Genomic DNA, 16,673 nt, shown 5'->3' on the forward strand with positions numbered 1-16,673 from the left:
CAGGACGAACTAAAAATTTGAAAACTCTTATTTAACTTAAGCTCGGGATAATGTGAATGAAAAACATAACTATTTAAAATTATTACAAAACCTCAATCCACAGTAGTGATATTTATGTCTAGTTCAAGGCGTTTAAGTGTGCCCAATAACGCGTTATTGGCAACTTAAACAACGTAAAAATAGGCTTTAATAGCTCTGCTGTAGCATTTTGCTTATCCCGAGTTCAGGTTATTTATAATGGCCAACAGAGTAAAAATGCTCACGTTGGCCAAATGAAAGGTTAGTTTGTGCTGATGGGGCTACTTAGTGGTTTGAGTATAGAATTCCGCAATATATTGCCCACCTTTGATATTAGCAATTACACGCAACTTATATTTATCACCTTTCATACTTATTTTATTTCGCAACGGCGTAGGGCTCTGCCAATAGTATGGACTATCGCTCATACCCAGAGGGTAAGCACTAGCTTGGTTTTCACCTTCTACAAGAAAAAGCGTAGCACTATCAAGTGGAAAAGTTGAATTGAGGGTTGTGCTACCTTCTTTATCATAAATATTAATTTCAAAATCACCCGACTTCAGCACACATTTTTGATTGATTACATCACAGTGCCCAAACGGTACCATATTAAAAATACGTTGTTGCTGTGCTTCATTTTCAATATAAAAATCTGACGCTATGTAACCACCTAAGATAAGAAACGGTGCCACCATTAAGGCCATTTTTGTATGACGGTTCATAATCATCCTTATTATTTTTTAATATTATGCCCAAGCCACTTGGAAATGCAAAATTCAGCAAGCCGAGAAAGAGTTTGAGTATATTTACTATGATAATTGAAAATCATTCTACAACACTACATCGATTGACTATTGTTGTTACGAGCCAAATTTATACCAATTTAATTGAGCTAATACCCATTAGCGCCAACTAAGAACTTACTACTTAAAGAAAAAATAAAGGCTCCACAAAGGGAGCCTTTCTTCCATGTGGTGCAAACATTATCACAGTATACTAGTGATCGTGTGCTGCACCTGCGCCGTGAGGAATGCGCATATTATCAACCATTTGTTGAATATGAGCTGGCGCTGGTCCTGTTGATTTCAATACAGTAAACGCTACTGCAAAGTTAACCAAAGCACCAACTGAACCAAAGGCATTTGGTGAAATTCCAAAGAACCAGTTAGGCTCCATATCGCCTAGAAATGAGCTAGGTGCATAAAACATAATACCTTTGTGTTGGAACACATACAGCATAGTTACACCGATACCTGAGATCATACCTGCAACGGCAGCTTTACCACTCATTTTCTTAGAGAATATCCCCATCATTAGCGCTGGGAATATTGATGATGCAGCTAAACCAAATGCTAGCGCCACCGTCCCTGCAGCAAAGCCAGGCGGATTTAAACCAAGCCAACCTGCAACTATGATGGATAATGTCATTACTACTCGTCCGGCAAGCAATTCATTTTTCTCTGACATGTCTGGCGTTAATATACCTTTCATCAAATCATGAGAAATAGAGGACGAAATAGCTAATAGTAAACCGGCTGCCGTTGACAACGCAGCAGCTAAACCACCGGCGGCAACAAGTGCAATTACCCAGTTAGGTAGGTTCGCAATCGCCGGGTTAGCTAGTACCATAATGTCACGGTCAACTTTAACCATTTCATTGGTAGCTTTGTCTGCAGTGTATTGAACTTTGCCATCACCATTCTTTTCTTCATATTTCAATAAACCGGTTTTTTCCCAGTCTTTAAACCATTGTGGACGTTCAGAATATTCCATATTCTGACCTGCTGCAGGTTCAATAGTATTCATTAAGTTCAAGCGTGCCATTGCGCCAACTGCCGGAGCAACCGTATATAGCAATGCGATGAAAACTAAAGCGTAACCTGCTGACTGACGTGCTGCTTTTACTGAAGGTACAGTGAAGAAGCGCATAATAACGTGTGGTAAACCTGCAGTACCAATCATCAGAGACATGGTATAAGCAAACATATTTACTGTGCCGCCCATGTTATCAGTGGTGTACTCTTTAAAGCCAAGATCTGTTACTACCATATCTAGCTTATCAAGCAAGTAAACACCGCTACCATCGGCTAATGTAGAGCCTAAGCCTAGTTGTGGAATTGGGTTACCCGTTAATTGTAGAGAAATAAACACAGCTGGAATTGTATAAGCAAAGATCAATACACAATACTGAGCAATTTGCGTGTAAGTAATACCCTTCATACCACCCAATACCGCATATACCCATACCACGAACATACCGATATAAAGGCCTAAATCATAATCAACTTCTAAGAAGCGAGAGAAGGCAACACCTACGCCTTTCATTTGACCAATGATATAAGTTAATGACGCTATGATTAAACAAATAACGGCGACTACACGTGCTGTTTTAGAATAATAGCGGTCAAAAATAAATTCAGGTACCGTAAATTTACCATGCTTACGCATGTAAGGAGCAAGTAACATGGCGAGTAATACATAACCGCCCGTCCAACCCATCAAGAATACTGAGCCACCGTAACCTAAAAATGAAATCATCCCGGCCATTGAAATAAATGAAGCAGCACTCATCCAATCGGCACCAATTGCCATACCATTTTGCATTGGCGTTACACCGCCACCTGCAACATAGAAGTCACTGGTAGAACCGGCTCTTGCCCACCAGGCAATGCCGAAATAAACGGCAAAAGAACCAAATACCGCAATGTATGTATAGAGTTTTAACTCATCCATTATGATTCCTCCACATCGTATTTTTGATCAAGTTCGTTCATCTTTTTGGTATACCAAAAAACTAAACCAACAAATGTATAAATTGAGCCTTGTTGTGCAAACCAGAAACCTAGTTTGTAGCCTCCGAGACGTATCGCATTTAATGGTTCTACAAGCAGTAAACCAAAACCAAATGAAACCACGAACCAGACAGCAAGACATATAAATATTAGGCGCAGATTTTCTGACCAATATGTTGCATTACCTTCCATCATTCTCTCCTAGCAATTGTTCCTAATAAGCTTTTTGCTTAATTAGGCATAGCGTTTTATGATTTTTATACGCTTTCACCTGTTGTTTAAAGAGAGGTTGACTATTAATTAGACCTGTTAGTTTTACCAACATATGGTAAATAAATACTTAACCTACTCTAGGTACCACACTAGCAACCTTTTTTAGACGCTCCTATTAAACTTTAGTCTAGGAGTTATGTGAAACAGTTGACTTAACCGTGACAATTGCCCTAAATACAAGCAACAAACTTATTCTATAACCGTCACTGGCGGAATATTTATTTGAGATATTGTAATGGACTCAGCACTCACCGAAATTAGCGAATTTGTACAAGCGATACCGCCATTGGATTTATTACCAAGCAAACTCATTGAACAAATAGTCAAAGAAATCAATATTTGTTATGTGCGTAGAGGGCAGCTGTTGCCACCACAGGGGATCAGCGATGAAAATATCTATATTTTACGCAAAGGTGCTTTAAGCTATGCCACTAATGACAACGAGCTATTAGGTAAATACGGTGAAGGCGATATTTGTACGGTTTTCTGTCTCGGTAATGATGAGCATATAAAAGTTTCAACCGATGAAGATACTTTGCTGTATAGCATTTGTTATAAAATTTTTGCGCAGTTAGTAAACGAACATCCTGATGTTATTGCCTTCTTTCATCAAACGTCTGAGCAGCGACTTAATAAAAAAATGCTGCAAGTTAATGAAGATGCCATTCTAAATTCCTCACTATTAAATAGCTCTATCGCTAACTTTTACCATAGCCCAGTAGTAACTGTTGCCCCTGAAACTAGCATCCAACAAGCAGCAATTTTGATGACCGAACGAGGATTCTCTTGCTTAGTCATTGCGCAGAATAATAACCCGCTAGGCATTGTCACTGACAAGGATATTCGTCGTCGCTGCGTTGCACAAGGACTCGATATTTCTCAACCAGTTAGTAAAATCATGACCAGCGACATGACCACCATCGACATTAAAAATAACGCCTATGACGCTTTAATGATGATGACCCAAAAGCATATCCATCACTTACCTGTTACCGCCAATAACCAGCTAAAGGGCATGGTCACAGTAACAGATCTAATGAATAACGAAGGTCAAAATGCCGTTAATATTACCAGTGTCATTCATAAAGCAAAATCGGTTAGCGAATTATGCGAAATCAGTAAAATGATACCTAAATTGCAAATTCGCATGGCTAAGTTAGGCACTACAGCCGATCACGTAGGTAAAAGTATTAGCGCTATCACTATGGCTTTTACCATCCGACTAATTGAAATGGCAGAAAAACTGTTAGGACCAGCGCCTGTTCCCTATGCATGGTTAGCAGCAGGCTCACAAGCAAGACAAGAACAATTCGCTCACTCCGACCAAGACAATGCGCTGATCATTTCAAACAATATGCAGCCGCAGCATAGCTACTGGTTTAAAGATTTAGCCACTTTTGTTTCTGATGGTCTAGCGTCTTGTGGCTTTATCTACTGCCCAGGCGAAGTTATGGCAACTAATGAAAAATGGTGTCAAACACAATCACAGTGGTCGAAGTATTTTGCCAAGTGGATCAATACTCCTGATCCAAAAGCACTATTACATTGCAGTGTTTTTTTTGATTTAAGCACAGTTTATGGTGATAGCCGCTTACTTGACGAAGTACGAATGAAAATGCTGCAAACAACACAACGTAGCACACTATTTATTGCGCATTTATCGCGTAACGCACTAAATTTAAGGCCTCCTTTAGGTTTTTTTCGCGACTTTGTCTTAATTCAAGACGGCGAAAACAAGGCGACTTTAGATTTAAAACACAACGGCATTGCACCGATAGTCGATTTAGCACGCATTTATGCACTGTCAGAAGGTATAGCATCAGTGAATACCATTGAACGTTTGCAACAAGCAGCAGGCACACCATCTTTAACTAAGGCATCAGCGGCAAACCTTATCGACGCTTATGAATTTTTAAGTATGCTGCGCATGGAACATCAAGCAAAAAAACTGCAGCAAGGAGAGCAACCGAATAACTACTTACCGCCGAAAGAAATCTCTAAGCTTGAACGTGAACACCTAAAAGACGCCTTTAAAGTGATAAAAACCATGCAAGACAGCCGTCAGTCAACTTTGTAGCAATAGACCATAATTATGCTTAATCATCATCCCCTAACTCGCTGGATACTCGGCTATGAAGCACAACGCAAACGCATGTTAAAAAAGGCATCGCACGGCCCTTTACGTGATTTCCTTGCTGTGCCTTTTCCTGCACTCAATACACCATTTGAGCAAATACCTATTTTGGCGGTAGATTTTGAAACTACGGGTTTAGATGCTATCGCTGATAAATTGCTCAGCGTTGGCTGCGTCGATCTTTTTCATCATCAAATAAAGCTTGGCAGTAGTTACCATGAAATTATTAATTCAAAAGGTCGGTTAAAAGCAGATAACGTCACCATCCATCAAATCACTGATGATCAAAAAGACCAAGGAAAACCTTTAGCTGAAGTGATAGAACAGTTACTTAAGCGCTTAGCTGGCAAAGTGATGTTAGTGCATTTTTCTCGTATCGAACGGCAGTTTTTACGACAAGCTTGCTTAGAGCTTTATGGCATGGCACCACCATTACCGATGATCGATACGCTAGTTGTGGCGAAAAAAAGGCTCGATAAAAGAGATGTCGCTTATGATCCTTCCGAATTAAGGCTGTCAGCATTAAGAGCCAACTACGGCTTTCCTGATCACTATGCTCACAATGCACTTAACGACGCCATTGCAACCGCTGAGTTACTACTAGCACAAGTAAATGAACGTGGCGAAAACATGACATTACGACAACTAATTTTATAAATTAACCCTTTAACACACTATAAATACAGAGAAAAAATCAAGAACATTCATTTGCTTTTGCCGCTTTAAACACTTAAGTTACCTTGAAATTAAATTTTTTAATGTTATATCAAGCAATTAAAGTAAAGGTATATTGGCCATGTTAACTCGTTATAAAAGCTTTTTACTGGTCATTTCACTATTACTACTAACATCGTGTTCGTCGGCAGAACATCAAGAAGCCCTGCGGTTATACGAAATAGCCAAGGCAAATAACAACATTCATCAGTTAACTACCGCATTAAGTACGCTAACGAAATTGTCACCTGAAGAATATCAGGCCGAATTTACTAAAGTGGCAAAGGCCAAAAAGCAACTTGAGCAAGCACAGCACGCTCAAACTCAAGGCAATGATTATGAGGCTTACCTTGCTAGTCATAATTCTTATCGAAGTGTTCCTAGTAACGACAGTAAAAAAATTCTCATTAGTTCAGGTAAAGAATTATTACCGATACTAAAAACTCAGTTAGCCATAGATAAATCATTTCAGTATCGTCCTAAAAAGCTAACGACATTATTTGAAGCCTATAGCCAATTACCAATCACGCATTGGGATTTAATCAAGGTAAATAATACCGTAGAACAGCTAAGTAGAGCGGTTATTGAGCTAGATAAGGCGCTTAGTTTGATTGCAGGTGAGGCGAAAAATACTGAAATACCTGAGATTTCACTATGGCAAAATACCATGGAAAGCCAATTAATGGTGGTTGTGCAAACCCGAAATTATTTTGCCAATTTAGCGCGTTATCGCAGCGCTAACGAATTGGCTAATTTAAATCAAGCGCTTAGCGCTGAAAGCAAAAAATTACTATCTCTCGTTCGGCCTAAATTTGCACAAGAGTCTATGAGTAAAGCTTTTCAACAAGCAAATAACCAATATGCTCCGTTTCAAAACCTAATCGCCAATATTTCTTTAGCGGAAAACTTAAGTAAGAAAGACATACACATTAGTTGGTATGAAAACTGGCACAGCATTGAAAAAGCAACGTTAGCGCCTAAAGGTGAATTTGAACATTATCCTGCAGAGAGTAAAAAAAGAGCTAAGCAACTTGATAGTTACTTAAACAAGAGCAACATCAGTATCCCTTCACTAACCGATAGCTTTGAAAATCAAACAGCTTTAAGCCAAAAGCTGCCTCAACTTATGAGACTTACCGACAAGTTAAAAGAAGACAAAGCATTACTGTTATAAATAACAAACACAGAGTAAACTGTTAAAAAATCTTGGCTAATTAAGCGAGGCCATTAGCTACCGCGGTTACGCCAATAATAATCATTTGTGTGCCTATAACCGCAAGAATAAGCCCCATTAAACGAGTCACAATGCTAAGCCCTGCTTTACCAATAACTTTTAAAATATTAGCGCTAAAAATAAAACAAAAAAAGGTAATAAAACATAGCAAGGCAAAAACAAAAATGGTGATTAGTATACCGGACATTTCCCCTGAAGAAGAATAATTCATCGCCGTTGCAATAGTGCCAGGCCCTGCGAGTAAAGGTACGGCTAACGGTGAAACAGCAACATCAGAATCATCATGACTTTCTGACGAGTGCAATTTAGAACCTTGACCGTTAAGCATATGGTAACCAACTAAGAAAACCAATATACCACCGGTAACTCTTAGAGCTGACAACGTAATACCAAATAATTGAAAAATAGCTTTACCGAGCACCGAAAAACATAGGATCACACAAAAAGTAATAACCAACGCTTTCGCAGCAATTTTAACTTGTTCTGCTCTAGTTTTATCACCGACAAGACCAGCAAAAACAGCAGTGTTAGCAATAGGGTTCATAATGGCAAAAAAACCTAGAAATACCGTCATTGCTTGCGTGTACAAGTCATTCATAAAATAACAATTCCTAATATTAGGTTGATAAAGAGCGCAAAATCTAGCCGTTGTTAACTCAACTTAATTATTACGATACAGCTAATTTTCTACGTTATAGCACTAGCGTCACCATAAGTTATTTTAGTTAAATGCACAAAATTACTTTGTCTGCAGCAAATCTATGAGACAATTACAATCTGCAATCACATATTAATGGCGCCAACATGAAACTTTTAGCTCGTAACCTTTCACGCTCAACAACTGAACAAGAACTCCGTACTTTATTTTCGGAGCACGGCACTGTTAAGGAATGTACTTTAGTTTTAGATCAAGAGACGGGAAAATCAAAGGGCTTTGCATTCGTTGAAATGCCGGATGAAAAAGAAGCAAAATTAGCGTTATCTAAACTACATGAAACAAAAGTTTCTAATAATAAAATTCGCGTAAAAATAGCACAGTAATATTATTCAAATTATTGTATAAAGAAAAGCCAGCGTTTTTATGACGTTGGTTCTTTGTTTAATAAAATTGCGTCGTGAAATCTATTTTCACATTGATGTGCTTATTTACAATTTTCTCAGGGCATAACAACTGTGGCTGCACATCATATTTTAGACTACTAATTACTGAATGAGATTGGCTTCTAATGATCACTTTTGCCCAATGTGATTCTAAATATTACCTATTGAGTATCAAGTATTATGATTGAAAAGTCGTATTTTCAAAAATGCCACCTTGATTGTATCTCTTTAAAAACGCTCAACCGTAAACGAGATTAATATCAACCGTTATGCGCAGTCACACAACATTCTCATTATTTCTGATATTTCACATATAACCAAATAGTTGTATTGTTTATACAATAAATTATTTTAGAGCAAAGGCTTTACTTTTATAGAGTTGTTGCTCTATACTAAATTTGTTCTCGTTAGAGCACCTTGTTGTATTAATTTTGTATTCTAGCTTCCCCAAGCTGACTATGCCGATGGCCACTTTTGCCATCGGTTTTTTTATGCCTTAAATATACTTTAGCTACTATGTATTCCCTAGCCGTATTCAAATATAGTGACATTTTCATATTCGAGAATTATTCATTACTTTTCCGGTCTATTGTTAGGCAACAATGATTAACGCTAATATTTCTTTCATTGTCTGTACGGTCTGTTAAATGTCCAATGAGCACTAAGGGTAATTTATGTCATCATATAAAAAATCAAGCCAAGCTATTGCTGCCTTAACGGCTGAACAATATCGCGTTACACAAGAAAGCGGCACTGAACGCCCTTGGACTGGCGAATTATTAGAAAATACTGCTATTGGCATTTATGTTGATATTGTTTCAGGTGAACCTTTATTCGCTTCAGCTGATAAATTTGATTCTGGTTGTGGTTGGCCTAGCTTTAGTAAGCCTATTGAAACCATTAACATTAATGAGATCACCGATGAAACTCACGGCATGGTGCGCACTGAAGTTCGCTCTGTTCATGGTGATAGTCACTTAGGCCATGTATTTACAGATGGCCCTGTTGCACAAGGCGGATTACGCTATTGTATTAATTCTGCTTCACTAAAGTTTATTGATCGCAATGATATGATTGCTGCAGGTTACGCAGCCTATTTATCACAAGTGGAAGGATAAAGTTATGGCTATCGAACGAGCAGTTTTAGCAGGCGGTTGTTTCTGGGGCATGCAAGATTTGATTCGCAAGCTACCTGGCGTTATAGAAACACGTGTTGGTTATACCGGTGGCAGTGTTGAAAATGCTAATTACCATAATCAAGGCGATCACGCAGAAGGCATAGAAATTCTCTTTGAAAATACAATGATCGGGTATCGAAAAATTTTAGCATTCTTTTTTCAAATACATGATCCAACTACAAAAAATCAGCAAGGCAATGATAGGGGAAGTAAATATCGTTCCGCTATTTACTATACAAGTGCCGAGCAAAGAACTATCGCTGAAAAAACTATTGTTGATATAGATGCTTCAGGGTTGTGGCCAGGTAAAGTGGTAACAGAAATTGCTCCGACGGGAGAGTTTTGGCAAGCTGAGACAGAGCATCAAGATTATTTACAGCACGTGCCTTATGGTTACACGTGCCATTTCCCAAGACCTGATTGGGTATTACCAGAATAATAAACTATTGTTCGAAGAGTAGTCGTTAATTTAGCGACTATTCTTCAATAATTACTTCTTCGTTTAATGGTTCAATGTTTTCATCATGAAACCAGTCACAAATAACTGCATTGGCTTGGTCTGAGCCTGTGCGTTTTAATGACGAGAATGCTTGTACTTTAATGTTGGCATTTAAGTCTGCTAGTTGCTTTTTAACAGCTAATACTTGCGCGCTTACTTTACCTTGAGAAAGTTTATCACTTTTAGTTAGTAGGGCTAAAATTGGTAAGTCACCTTCTGCAGCCCATTTGATAAGGTCCATATCAAGGTCTTTTAATGGATGTCTGATATCCATCAGTACCACTAAACCTTTCAAACATTCACGTTTTTCTAAGTATTCGCCTAAAGCTTTCTGCCATTTTTTCTTCATTTCCATTGGCACTTTAGCAAAACCGTAGCCGGGTAAATCGACTAAGCGTTTGTTTTCAGCAATTTCGAAAATATTAATAAGCTGTGTACGTCCAGGAGTTTTACTGGTACGTGCAAGGCCTCTTTGGTTAGTAAGCGTATTTAATGCGCTCGACTTACCAGCGTTAGAACGACCGGCAAATGCCACTTCAATGCCGCTATCTGCTGGTAAACGACGAATATCGGGTGCGCTAATGGTAAAAGTCGCTTTGGTCAGATGAATGGCTGTAGATGACAAGGTTAAGGTCCAACTATAATAATAAAAAACGTATTATATCGCTTTTTCTCACTAAAGATGCAATTGTATTAGACTTTAGGCAATTTTTTTCGCTAAAACCCCCTATAAAGTGTGTGAATAGTGTATGATGTCGCCAATTTTTTCGGCTTATTGAATACATTCAATAAAAAATACTAAAGCATGTTGAGAGTTTTGTTATGAAACAGATTTTAACTTCGATAATTTTAACACTATTAAGCATTAATATTGCTGTGGCTGCATCGGGTGATGCTGACGCAGGTAAAGTTAAGGCAGCCGCTTGTGCTGCATGTCATGGTTCAAATGGTATTGGCTCTACTGATACTTATCCTAACTTAGCGGGTCAACATTCTGACTATATTGTTAAGCAATTAAAAGCGTTCAAAGCGGGTGACCGTAAAGATCCTTTAATGGGCTCAATGGCTGCGCCATTATCTGAACAAGATATGGCTGACGTTGCGGCATATTTTGCAGGCTTACCACGCAGTGTTGCTACTGCTGATAGTGGTGCCGCAGATACAGGTGCAACCGCTAGTGCCGCACCTGTTGCTTACGTACCTAACCCAGCAGCTGGTAAAAGCTTATATGAATTAGGCGATGCTTCTCGTAGCATTGGTGCTTGTATTGGTTGTCATGGTAGTGAAGGTAACAGCGATGTATTAATTTACCCTAACTTAGCTAACCAACATCCTGAATACATTGCTAAGCAGTTGAATAACTTCAAAAACAAAGACCGTGTTAACTACGCAATGAATCAATTTGCTGGTGGCATGACTGAAGACGATATTGCTGATATGGCTGCCTATTTTGCTGACCCCGCTGCCGTTGCTAACGTGGTTTCACGCAAAGTAATGCCAGTAGCAGCAGTAACTGCAGAAGTTATTGCAGGTCAAACTAAAGCGGCGGTATGTGCAGCTTGTCATGGTACAGACGGTAACAGCCCAGTTGCTATTTATCCGAAACTTGCGGGTCAAAGCGTTGGCTATATTGTTAAGCAATTGCAAGAGTTTAAAGCTGGTACACGTAAAGACCCAGTGATGGCGCCTATGGCTGCAGCATTAAGCGAGCAAGACATGCTAGAAATCGCTAGCTACTTTGCCGCGCAAAAAGTTGTCGTTGCAGATTTAGCCGGTTCTGATATTGGTCAGAAACTTTATTTTGGTGGTCATGTTAAACGCAAAATTACTGCTTGTGCTGCTTGTCATGGTGCGAATGGTAAAGGCATGAATAAAGCAGGTTTCCCAACTATTGCAGGGCAAAACGAAGCATACTTAAAAGCACAATTGATGAAATTCAAAAATGGTGAGCGTAATAATGATTACAACACCATGATGCAAAGTGTTGCTTCTAAGCTTTCAGCAAGCGATATTGACGAATTAGCGAAATACATGGCAGCAATGAAGTAATTTAGTGAAAAATTACCGATTTAGTCAACATTAGAAAAAGCAGCGAATATCGCTGCTTTTTTGTTACTACAACTACTATTGATCTATGCACGTGTTATTAAACATTTAACTGGCTTTTTTAACACCAATATTTCACAATCATGAAATTCGTGTAGAATACAAAAGTAATGTATCTAGCTATTTTTTATAGCAAACAATTTATCGTATAACGACAAGCAGAGACTAACCCATGAAAAAACTTATCATTACTGTTTTATTAGGATTAAGTGCAGTAGTTACTGCCAATGCAGCCCAAGGCGATGCCGAAGCTGGTAAAAGCAAAACAGCTATGTGTGCTGCTTGTCATGGTACTGACGGCAATAGTTTAGTGCCAATGTATCCAAAATTAGCAGGACAAAGCGCTAGCTATTTGGTTAAGCAACTTGCTGATTTTAAATTAGGTATGACATCTGGCGGTGCATCGGGTCGTGTTGACCCAGTAATGGGTGGCATGGCAATGACACTTAGCGAGCAAGACATGGCTGACGTAGCCGCTTTTTACGCAAGCCAAAAATCAACTACTGGTGACGGTAGCGATAATGCACATGGTAAGAAACTTTACTTAGGTGGTAACGCTGAAATGGAAGTAACTGCTTGTGTTGCATGTCACGGCATTAACGGCAACGGCATGTCTAGCGCAGGTTTCCCTGCTCTTGCTAGCCAAAACGCCGACTACTTAAAAAGTCAGTTAGAAAAATTCCGTAATGGTTCTCGCAATAACGACATGAATGGTATGATGCAAGGTGTTGCGGCAAACTTAACCGATGCAGAAATTGCCGCACTTTCGCAATATATGTCTTCACTAAAATAATAACTAGCGCTAATCGATTAGCGTTTTAGCAAAGTTATTCGGAATGAGCAGCGTTTATCGCTGCTTTTTTATGTTCAGGATGAACGGTATAACGCGAGTACATGGATGTACAAGAGCGTATATGTTCAGGATAAAAGGTCAGTTTTTTGGTTCCTGACAAAAACTAAGTACCTACATCCATGTAGGCAATAACACGATCACAGGGCCACTCATAGTCATCTATGACTCCATGGCATTAATACATCCATTTATGTCGATGTGAAAGAGTGACGATGTTCAGGCCTCTCCCAGACTTCCTGTCTTTCAAGGTATTAGTACATCTCGGTAATTGCTCCTGCATTACTCTAATAACTTACATCCTGTAAGAACATGCACGTCGAAGCACGGTCAGCTTTTGGTTCCTGAAAAACTAAGTGCTTACATTCATGTACAAGTTCCTTTCAATTTCATTATATTTATTTAAACAAGTACAAATTAAATACAATATACCATTGTGCTAAGTATTTGATCATTGCTACTATCAGAGGCAAATTTTATTATGCCATTAGGGTAGTACTGCTCAAATGAAACAGACATTACTTTCTTCAATAATTATCATCTCTAGCCTGCTTAGCACCAATAGTGCTAGCGCAGAGCTATTCCCTAAACGTGCTATAGATGATCATCAGCAAAATATATTTAGAGGCACAATAACGCCAGAGCGCGCATGGTGGGATTTAACTCACTACAACCTTGATATTGCTGTTGACCCACAAAGTAAAAGTATTGCTGGCACCAACACCATGAAATACAAAGTGTTGTCTGAGAGTAAACGTCTACAAATTGAATTACAGCCACCGATGCAACTCACTAAAGTTGAACAAAACGGCAAAATGCTTGCTGTTGAACAATTAGGCTATTCTTATTTTATTAAGTTAGAAGCAGAGCAAGAAATTGGTCAAGAATATCAACTGAGCATGCATTTTTCCGGTATTCCTCATGAAGCAATTCGTGCGCCATGGGACGGCGGTATCACTTGGGCAAAAGATGATAATGGCATAGACTTTATTGCCTCAACTTGCCAAGGCTTGGGTGCCAGTATTTGGTGGCCAAATAAAGATCACGCTTACGACGAGCCAAATAATGGCGCTTTGATTAGCGTTGAAGTACCTGAGCACTTAATGGATGTTTCTAATGGCCGTTTAATTAAGGTTGATCATAATAAACAAGCAAAAACCAAAACCTATCATTGGCAAGTGGTTAACCCAATTAACAATTATGGTATCAATATCAATATTGGTGACTATGTGCATTTTGGCGAGAAATATGCCGGTGAATCAGGCCAACTTGATATGGATTATTATGTCCTACGCGATAATCTAGAAAAAGCCAAAACACAATTCAAAGACGCAAAACGTACCATAGAAGCATTTGAGCATTGGTTCGGCCCATACCCATTTTATCAGGACAGCTTTAAACTTGTTGAAGCACCGTATTTAGGCATGGAACACCAAAGCTCGGTTACTTATGGTAACGGTTATCAAAATGGTTATTTAGGCAAAGACCGAAGCCAAGCTGGCCCTGGTATGCTATTCGATTTTATTATTGTGCACGAGTCAGGTCATGAATGGTTTGCTAACAACATAACCCATAATGACGTTGCTGATTTATGGATCCACGAAAGCTTTACTAACTATTCCGAGAGCTTATTTTTGGAGTATCACTTTGATCAAGAAAAAGCATTTGAATACATTCGTGGTCAGCGTTTAAACATTCAAAACAAAAGCCCTATTATCGGTAAATATGGCGTTCATCAGGAAGGCTCTAGTGACATGTACGATAAAGGCGGCAACATGTTACATACCATTCGCCAAATTATTGATAACGACGAGACCTGGCGTGAAATTTTGCGTGGCTTAAACGAAAAGTTTTACCACAGCATTACCGATTCTGCACAAGTTGAAAGTTATATTAGCGAACAAGCAAGTAAAGATTTTAGTAAAATATTCGACCAATACTTACGAGATATTCGTATTCCGACGTTAGAATACTTTGTTAAGAATAATGAAATGCAATATCGCTGGGGTAATGCTATTGATGGTTTTGATATGCCGATTAAGATAACCATTGCAGGTAAAACTCAATGGTTGTCACCTACTAGTCAATGGGAAAAAATGAGCTTGGAAGTTAAAAATAGCCAAGTTAAAGTCGATGCAAACTTTTATGTAAATACGCTTAATTTGCTAGGTAATTAGTAACAAAAAAATGAGCGTTAAGCTTGAACATATACACGCTTATGCATTGTCATATAAGGATATGCCCTTCGTCCTGAACTGAAAAAGGGAAGCTTATGCTTCCCTTTCGTTATAGCAATTAAGTAAACGCGGGTTAATTAAAATTGATAGTTAAAACCAACTGTGAACACTTCAATTTCATCATAAATTTCATAAGACAACTGAACACTAGTGTTGTCATTGATTTTTTTACCAAAACCTCCACCAAAACCGACTTCACCGTCGTCATCACTTGCTGACTCACCAAAAGCACTAAACTCTAGATCAACGCTGGCATATGAAGGCACCACATATAAGTAAACACCATTGTCATAGTTATACTGAGCACGAACAGAAAAGCTGTAAAAGCTCTTCATTTCCACATTAATTGTGCCATTGAGCGGGCCAAAATCAATTTTCACATCATCATCAGAAATACCCGTGCCTATTCGTAATTCAGGTACAAGTGAAAGAGAGCTGTCTTCTAGATAAAATTCATAAGCGAGGGAGCCATACATTGCAGCAAGAGAAAGTTCTGTTCCATCTTCTTCGTCGGAAAAGCTAAGGTAACCTGCACCAGTAGACCAATTAGCAGAAACAGTTAACGGTAAAGTTAATAGCGGTAATGCAAATAGAAACTTTTTAAACACCATAATATCCTTTGATTGATTCTCGAGCATAAGAAAGCTCGCATGCTAACAAACCACATTTGGCTAATCAATAATCAGAGAGAGGTTACAGCGGAATAAGCGTAACAAAATATTAATTCGTCACTAAGTTGCATTACACTTAATAAAATTCAAGCAACATGATGAGAAATAAATAGTCCAACTAAGCGCTGACAGTCGACTGCTATTCAGGCTATGATCTTGAGATATAGAATTGAATCAAATCAACAGAAATAGTTAAGGTCCTTACCAATGATAGAAGTTATTGAGCCAGAAAAATTTAGAACCGTAGCATGGAAAAATGGTAAGGGAGAAACCATAGAAATGGCCATCAACTCAGGTGGTACGTTAGATGACTTTAGCTGGCGTTTAAGCATGGCAAGTGTAGTTGAGGATGGGATATTTTCTAATTTTTCTGGCTATACCCGCAATCTAATTTTAGTTGCAGGTGATGGCATAAACTTACAGCACAATGATAGCAAAATCGATAAGTTAACTAACTTGCTCGATTACGCGACATTTGATGGTGGTGACAAAACAGTAGGCAACTTACATACTAACGAAATAACTGATTTTAATGTTATTGCCCGTACTTCAGATTATCGTACCATCGTAGATTGTCAGAAAAAAGCTGAAAATATTACACTTGAGAAAAGCGACCTTTGCTTTATTTATAGCTTATACAAAGCTGCAGAACTTAGCTTTTCTGACATCGCAGAGAATAAAACGTTACCTGCAGGGCATTTGATGAAAATCAGTGACCTAAAAAGTCAATCTACACATGTCAGTGGTGAAAGTATTATTATCGTTTACCTGAATCGTTGCAGGTAATCCTTTCAACTCATTGCATACTTCTCATACACGTAAAGCGCCTCAGACTATCACCACAGCATAAAAGTAGGGTTATTAAT

The 16,673-nt window shown here is 38.6% G+C and carries 16 protein-coding genes; 10 read left to right on the plus strand and 6 right to left on the minus strand.

Annotation, left to right across the window (positions count from 1 at the left end; genetic code table 11):
* Positions 1–299 precede the first annotated feature (299 nt).
* From B7C41_RS18840 to B7C41_RS18850, 3 genes are all read right to left on the minus strand, one after another.
* The gene (locus B7C41_RS18840) at positions 300–740 is read right to left on the minus strand and encodes a hypothetical protein (protein WP_085300521.1); all 441 of its coding nucleotides are present in this window, start codon (positions 738–740) and stop codon (positions 300–302) included.
* Positions 741–1,014: 274 nt separating this feature from the next.
* Positions 1,015–2,751: a sodium:solute symporter family protein gene (locus B7C41_RS18845; protein WP_085300522.1), complete on the minus strand. Its 1,737-nt coding sequence runs from the start codon at positions 2,749–2,751 to the stop codon at positions 1,015–1,017.
* A complete protein-coding gene (locus B7C41_RS18850; RefSeq protein WP_085300523.1) occupies positions 2,751–3,002 on the minus strand; it encodes a DUF4212 domain-containing protein in 252 nt (83 codons plus the stop codon). The genes B7C41_RS18845 and B7C41_RS18850 overlap by 1 nt, the downstream gene beginning before the upstream one ends.
* Before the next feature lie 316 nt (positions 3,003–3,318).
* Between B7C41_RS18850 and B7C41_RS18855 the strand changes: the two genes are divergently transcribed.
* The 3 genes from B7C41_RS18855 (at position 3,319) to B7C41_RS18865 (ending at position 7,105) form a co-directional block, all read left to right on the plus strand.
* Positions 3,319–5,160 carry a putative nucleotidyltransferase substrate binding domain-containing protein gene (locus tag B7C41_RS18855; protein WP_085300524.1) on the plus strand — a complete coding sequence of 614 codons (1,842 nt, stop codon included), beginning with the start codon at positions 3,319–3,321 and terminating at the stop codon, positions 5,158–5,160.
* A 15-nt stretch (positions 5,161–5,175) separates the two neighbouring features.
* Positions 5,176–5,874 carry an exonuclease domain-containing protein gene (locus B7C41_RS18860; protein ID WP_085300525.1) on the plus strand — a complete coding sequence of 233 codons (699 nt, stop codon included), beginning with the start codon at positions 5,176–5,178 and terminating at the stop codon, positions 5,872–5,874.
* Positions 5,875–6,013: 139 nt separating this feature from the next.
* Positions 6,014–7,105, plus strand: a complete 1,092-nt coding sequence (locus B7C41_RS18865) for a hypothetical protein (protein WP_085300526.1) — start codon at positions 6,014–6,016, stop codon at positions 7,103–7,105.
* 40 nt (positions 7,106–7,145) lie between these two features.
* On the opposite strand, the gene B7C41_RS18870 is transcribed toward B7C41_RS18865, so the two are convergent.
* Positions 7,146–7,763 (minus strand): MarC family protein, encoded by a 618-nt coding sequence (locus tag B7C41_RS18870; RefSeq protein ID WP_085300527.1) that lies wholly within the window; start codon positions 7,761–7,763, stop codon positions 7,146–7,148.
* A gap of 206 nt (positions 7,764–7,969) precedes the next feature.
* On the opposite strand from B7C41_RS18870, the gene B7C41_RS18875 reads away from it, so the two are divergent.
* From B7C41_RS18875 to msrA, 3 genes are all read left to right on the plus strand, one after another.
* Positions 7,970–8,206: an RNA recognition motif domain-containing protein gene (locus tag B7C41_RS18875; protein ID WP_085300528.1), complete on the plus strand. Its 237-nt coding sequence runs from the start codon at positions 7,970–7,972 to the stop codon at positions 8,204–8,206.
* A gap of 734 nt (positions 8,207–8,940) precedes the next feature.
* The gene (gene msrB / locus B7C41_RS18880) at positions 8,941–9,384 is read left to right on the plus strand and encodes a peptide-methionine (R)-S-oxide reductase MsrB (protein WP_085300529.1); all 444 of its coding nucleotides are present in this window, start codon (positions 8,941–8,943) and stop codon (positions 9,382–9,384) included.
* A gap of 4 nt (positions 9,385–9,388) precedes the next feature.
* A complete protein-coding gene (gene msrA, locus B7C41_RS18885) occupies positions 9,389–9,883 on the plus strand; it encodes a peptide-methionine (S)-S-oxide reductase MsrA (RefSeq protein ID WP_085300530.1) in 495 nt (164 codons plus the stop codon).
* Between the two features lie 37 nt (positions 9,884–9,920).
* Here the strand turns inward: msrA and yihA are convergent, their stop codons facing one another.
* Positions 9,921–10,568, minus strand: coding sequence for a ribosome biogenesis GTP-binding protein YihA/YsxC (gene yihA / locus B7C41_RS18890; protein WP_085300531.1), 648 nt, complete (start codon positions 10,566–10,568; stop codon positions 9,921–9,923).
* Between the two features lie 197 nt (positions 10,569–10,765).
* Between yihA and B7C41_RS18895 the strand changes: the two genes are divergently transcribed.
* The 3 genes from B7C41_RS18895 to B7C41_RS18905 all read left to right on the plus strand — a co-directional run bounded on the left by B7C41_RS18895 (position 10,766) and on the right by B7C41_RS18905 (position 15,076).
* A complete protein-coding gene (locus B7C41_RS18895; protein WP_085300532.1) occupies positions 10,766–11,992 on the plus strand; it encodes a c-type cytochrome in 1,227 nt (408 codons plus the stop codon).
* Positions 11,993–12,221: 229 nt separating this feature from the next.
* On the plus strand, positions 12,222–12,842 hold the full coding sequence (locus B7C41_RS18900; RefSeq protein WP_085300533.1) for a c-type cytochrome: 621 nt from the start codon (positions 12,222–12,224) through the stop codon (positions 12,840–12,842).
* A gap of 563 nt (positions 12,843–13,405) precedes the next feature.
* On the plus strand, positions 13,406–15,076 hold the full coding sequence (locus B7C41_RS18905) for a M1 family metallopeptidase (RefSeq protein ID WP_085300534.1): 1,671 nt from the start codon (positions 13,406–13,408) through the stop codon (positions 15,074–15,076).
* 137 nt (positions 15,077–15,213) lie between these two features.
* On the opposite strand, the gene B7C41_RS18910 is transcribed toward B7C41_RS18905, so the two are convergent.
* Positions 15,214–15,747: an outer membrane beta-barrel protein gene (locus B7C41_RS18910; protein ID WP_158089164.1), complete on the minus strand. Its 534-nt coding sequence runs from the start codon at positions 15,745–15,747 to the stop codon at positions 15,214–15,216.
* Positions 15,748–16,014: 267 nt separating this feature from the next.
* Between B7C41_RS18910 and B7C41_RS18915 the strand changes: the two genes are divergently transcribed.
* Entirely contained in the window at positions 16,015–16,593 is a 579-nt protein-coding gene (locus B7C41_RS18915; protein WP_085300536.1) for a HutD/Ves family protein, read from the plus strand.
* The last annotated feature ends 80 nt before the right edge of the window (positions 16,594–16,673 follow it).

The sequence above is a fragment of the Cognaticolwellia mytili genome (genome assembly GCF_002104475.1).
GTDB classification, from domain to species: domain Bacteria; phylum Pseudomonadota; class Gammaproteobacteria; order Enterobacterales; family Alteromonadaceae; genus Cognaticolwellia; species Cognaticolwellia mytili.

Bases quoted from the DNA above. Each gene is read 5' to 3' on its own strand.
- B7C41_RS18845 (WP_085300522.1), bottom strand. From the start codon at position 2,751: ATGGATGAGTTAAAACTCTATACATACATTGCGGTATTTGGTTCTTTT.
- B7C41_RS18915 (WP_085300536.1), top strand. From the start codon at position 16,015: ATGATAGAAGTTATTGAGCCAGAAAAATTTAGAACCGTAGCATGGAAA.
- B7C41_RS18840 (WP_085300521.1), bottom strand. From the start codon at position 740: ATGAACCGTCATACAAAAATGGCCTTAATGGTGGCACCGTTTCTTATC.
- msrB (WP_085300529.1), top strand. From the start codon at position 8,941: ATGTCATCATATAAAAAATCAAGCCAAGCTATTGCTGCCTTAACGGCT.
- B7C41_RS18855 (WP_085300524.1), top strand. From the start codon at position 3,319: ATGGACTCAGCACTCACCGAAATTAGCGAATTTGTACAAGCGATACCG.
- B7C41_RS18850 (WP_085300523.1), bottom strand. From the start codon at position 3,002: ATGGAAGGTAATGCAACATATTGGTCAGAAAATCTGCGCCTAATATTT.
- B7C41_RS18900 (WP_085300533.1), top strand. From the start codon at position 12,222: ATGAAAAAACTTATCATTACTGTTTTATTAGGATTAAGTGCAGTAGTT.
- B7C41_RS18905 (WP_085300534.1), top strand. From the start codon at position 13,406: ATGAAACAGACATTACTTTCTTCAATAATTATCATCTCTAGCCTGCTT.
- B7C41_RS18875 (WP_085300528.1), top strand. From the start codon at position 7,970: ATGAAACTTTTAGCTCGTAACCTTTCACGCTCAACAACTGAACAAGAA.
- B7C41_RS18910 (WP_158089164.1), bottom strand. From the start codon at position 15,747: ATGGTGTTTAAAAAGTTTCTATTTGCATTACCGCTATTAACTTTACCG.
- B7C41_RS18895 (WP_085300532.1), top strand. From the start codon at position 10,766: ATGAAACAGATTTTAACTTCGATAATTTTAACACTATTAAGCATTAAT.
- B7C41_RS18865 (WP_085300526.1), top strand. From the start codon at position 6,014: ATGTTAACTCGTTATAAAAGCTTTTTACTGGTCATTTCACTATTACTA.
- B7C41_RS18870 (WP_085300527.1), bottom strand. From the start codon at position 7,763: ATGAATGACTTGTACACGCAAGCAATGACGGTATTTCTAGGTTTTTTT.
- B7C41_RS18860 (WP_085300525.1), top strand. From the start codon at position 5,176: ATGCTTAATCATCATCCCCTAACTCGCTGGATACTCGGCTATGAAGCA.
- msrA (WP_085300530.1), top strand. From the start codon at position 9,389: ATGGCTATCGAACGAGCAGTTTTAGCAGGCGGTTGTTTCTGGGGCATG.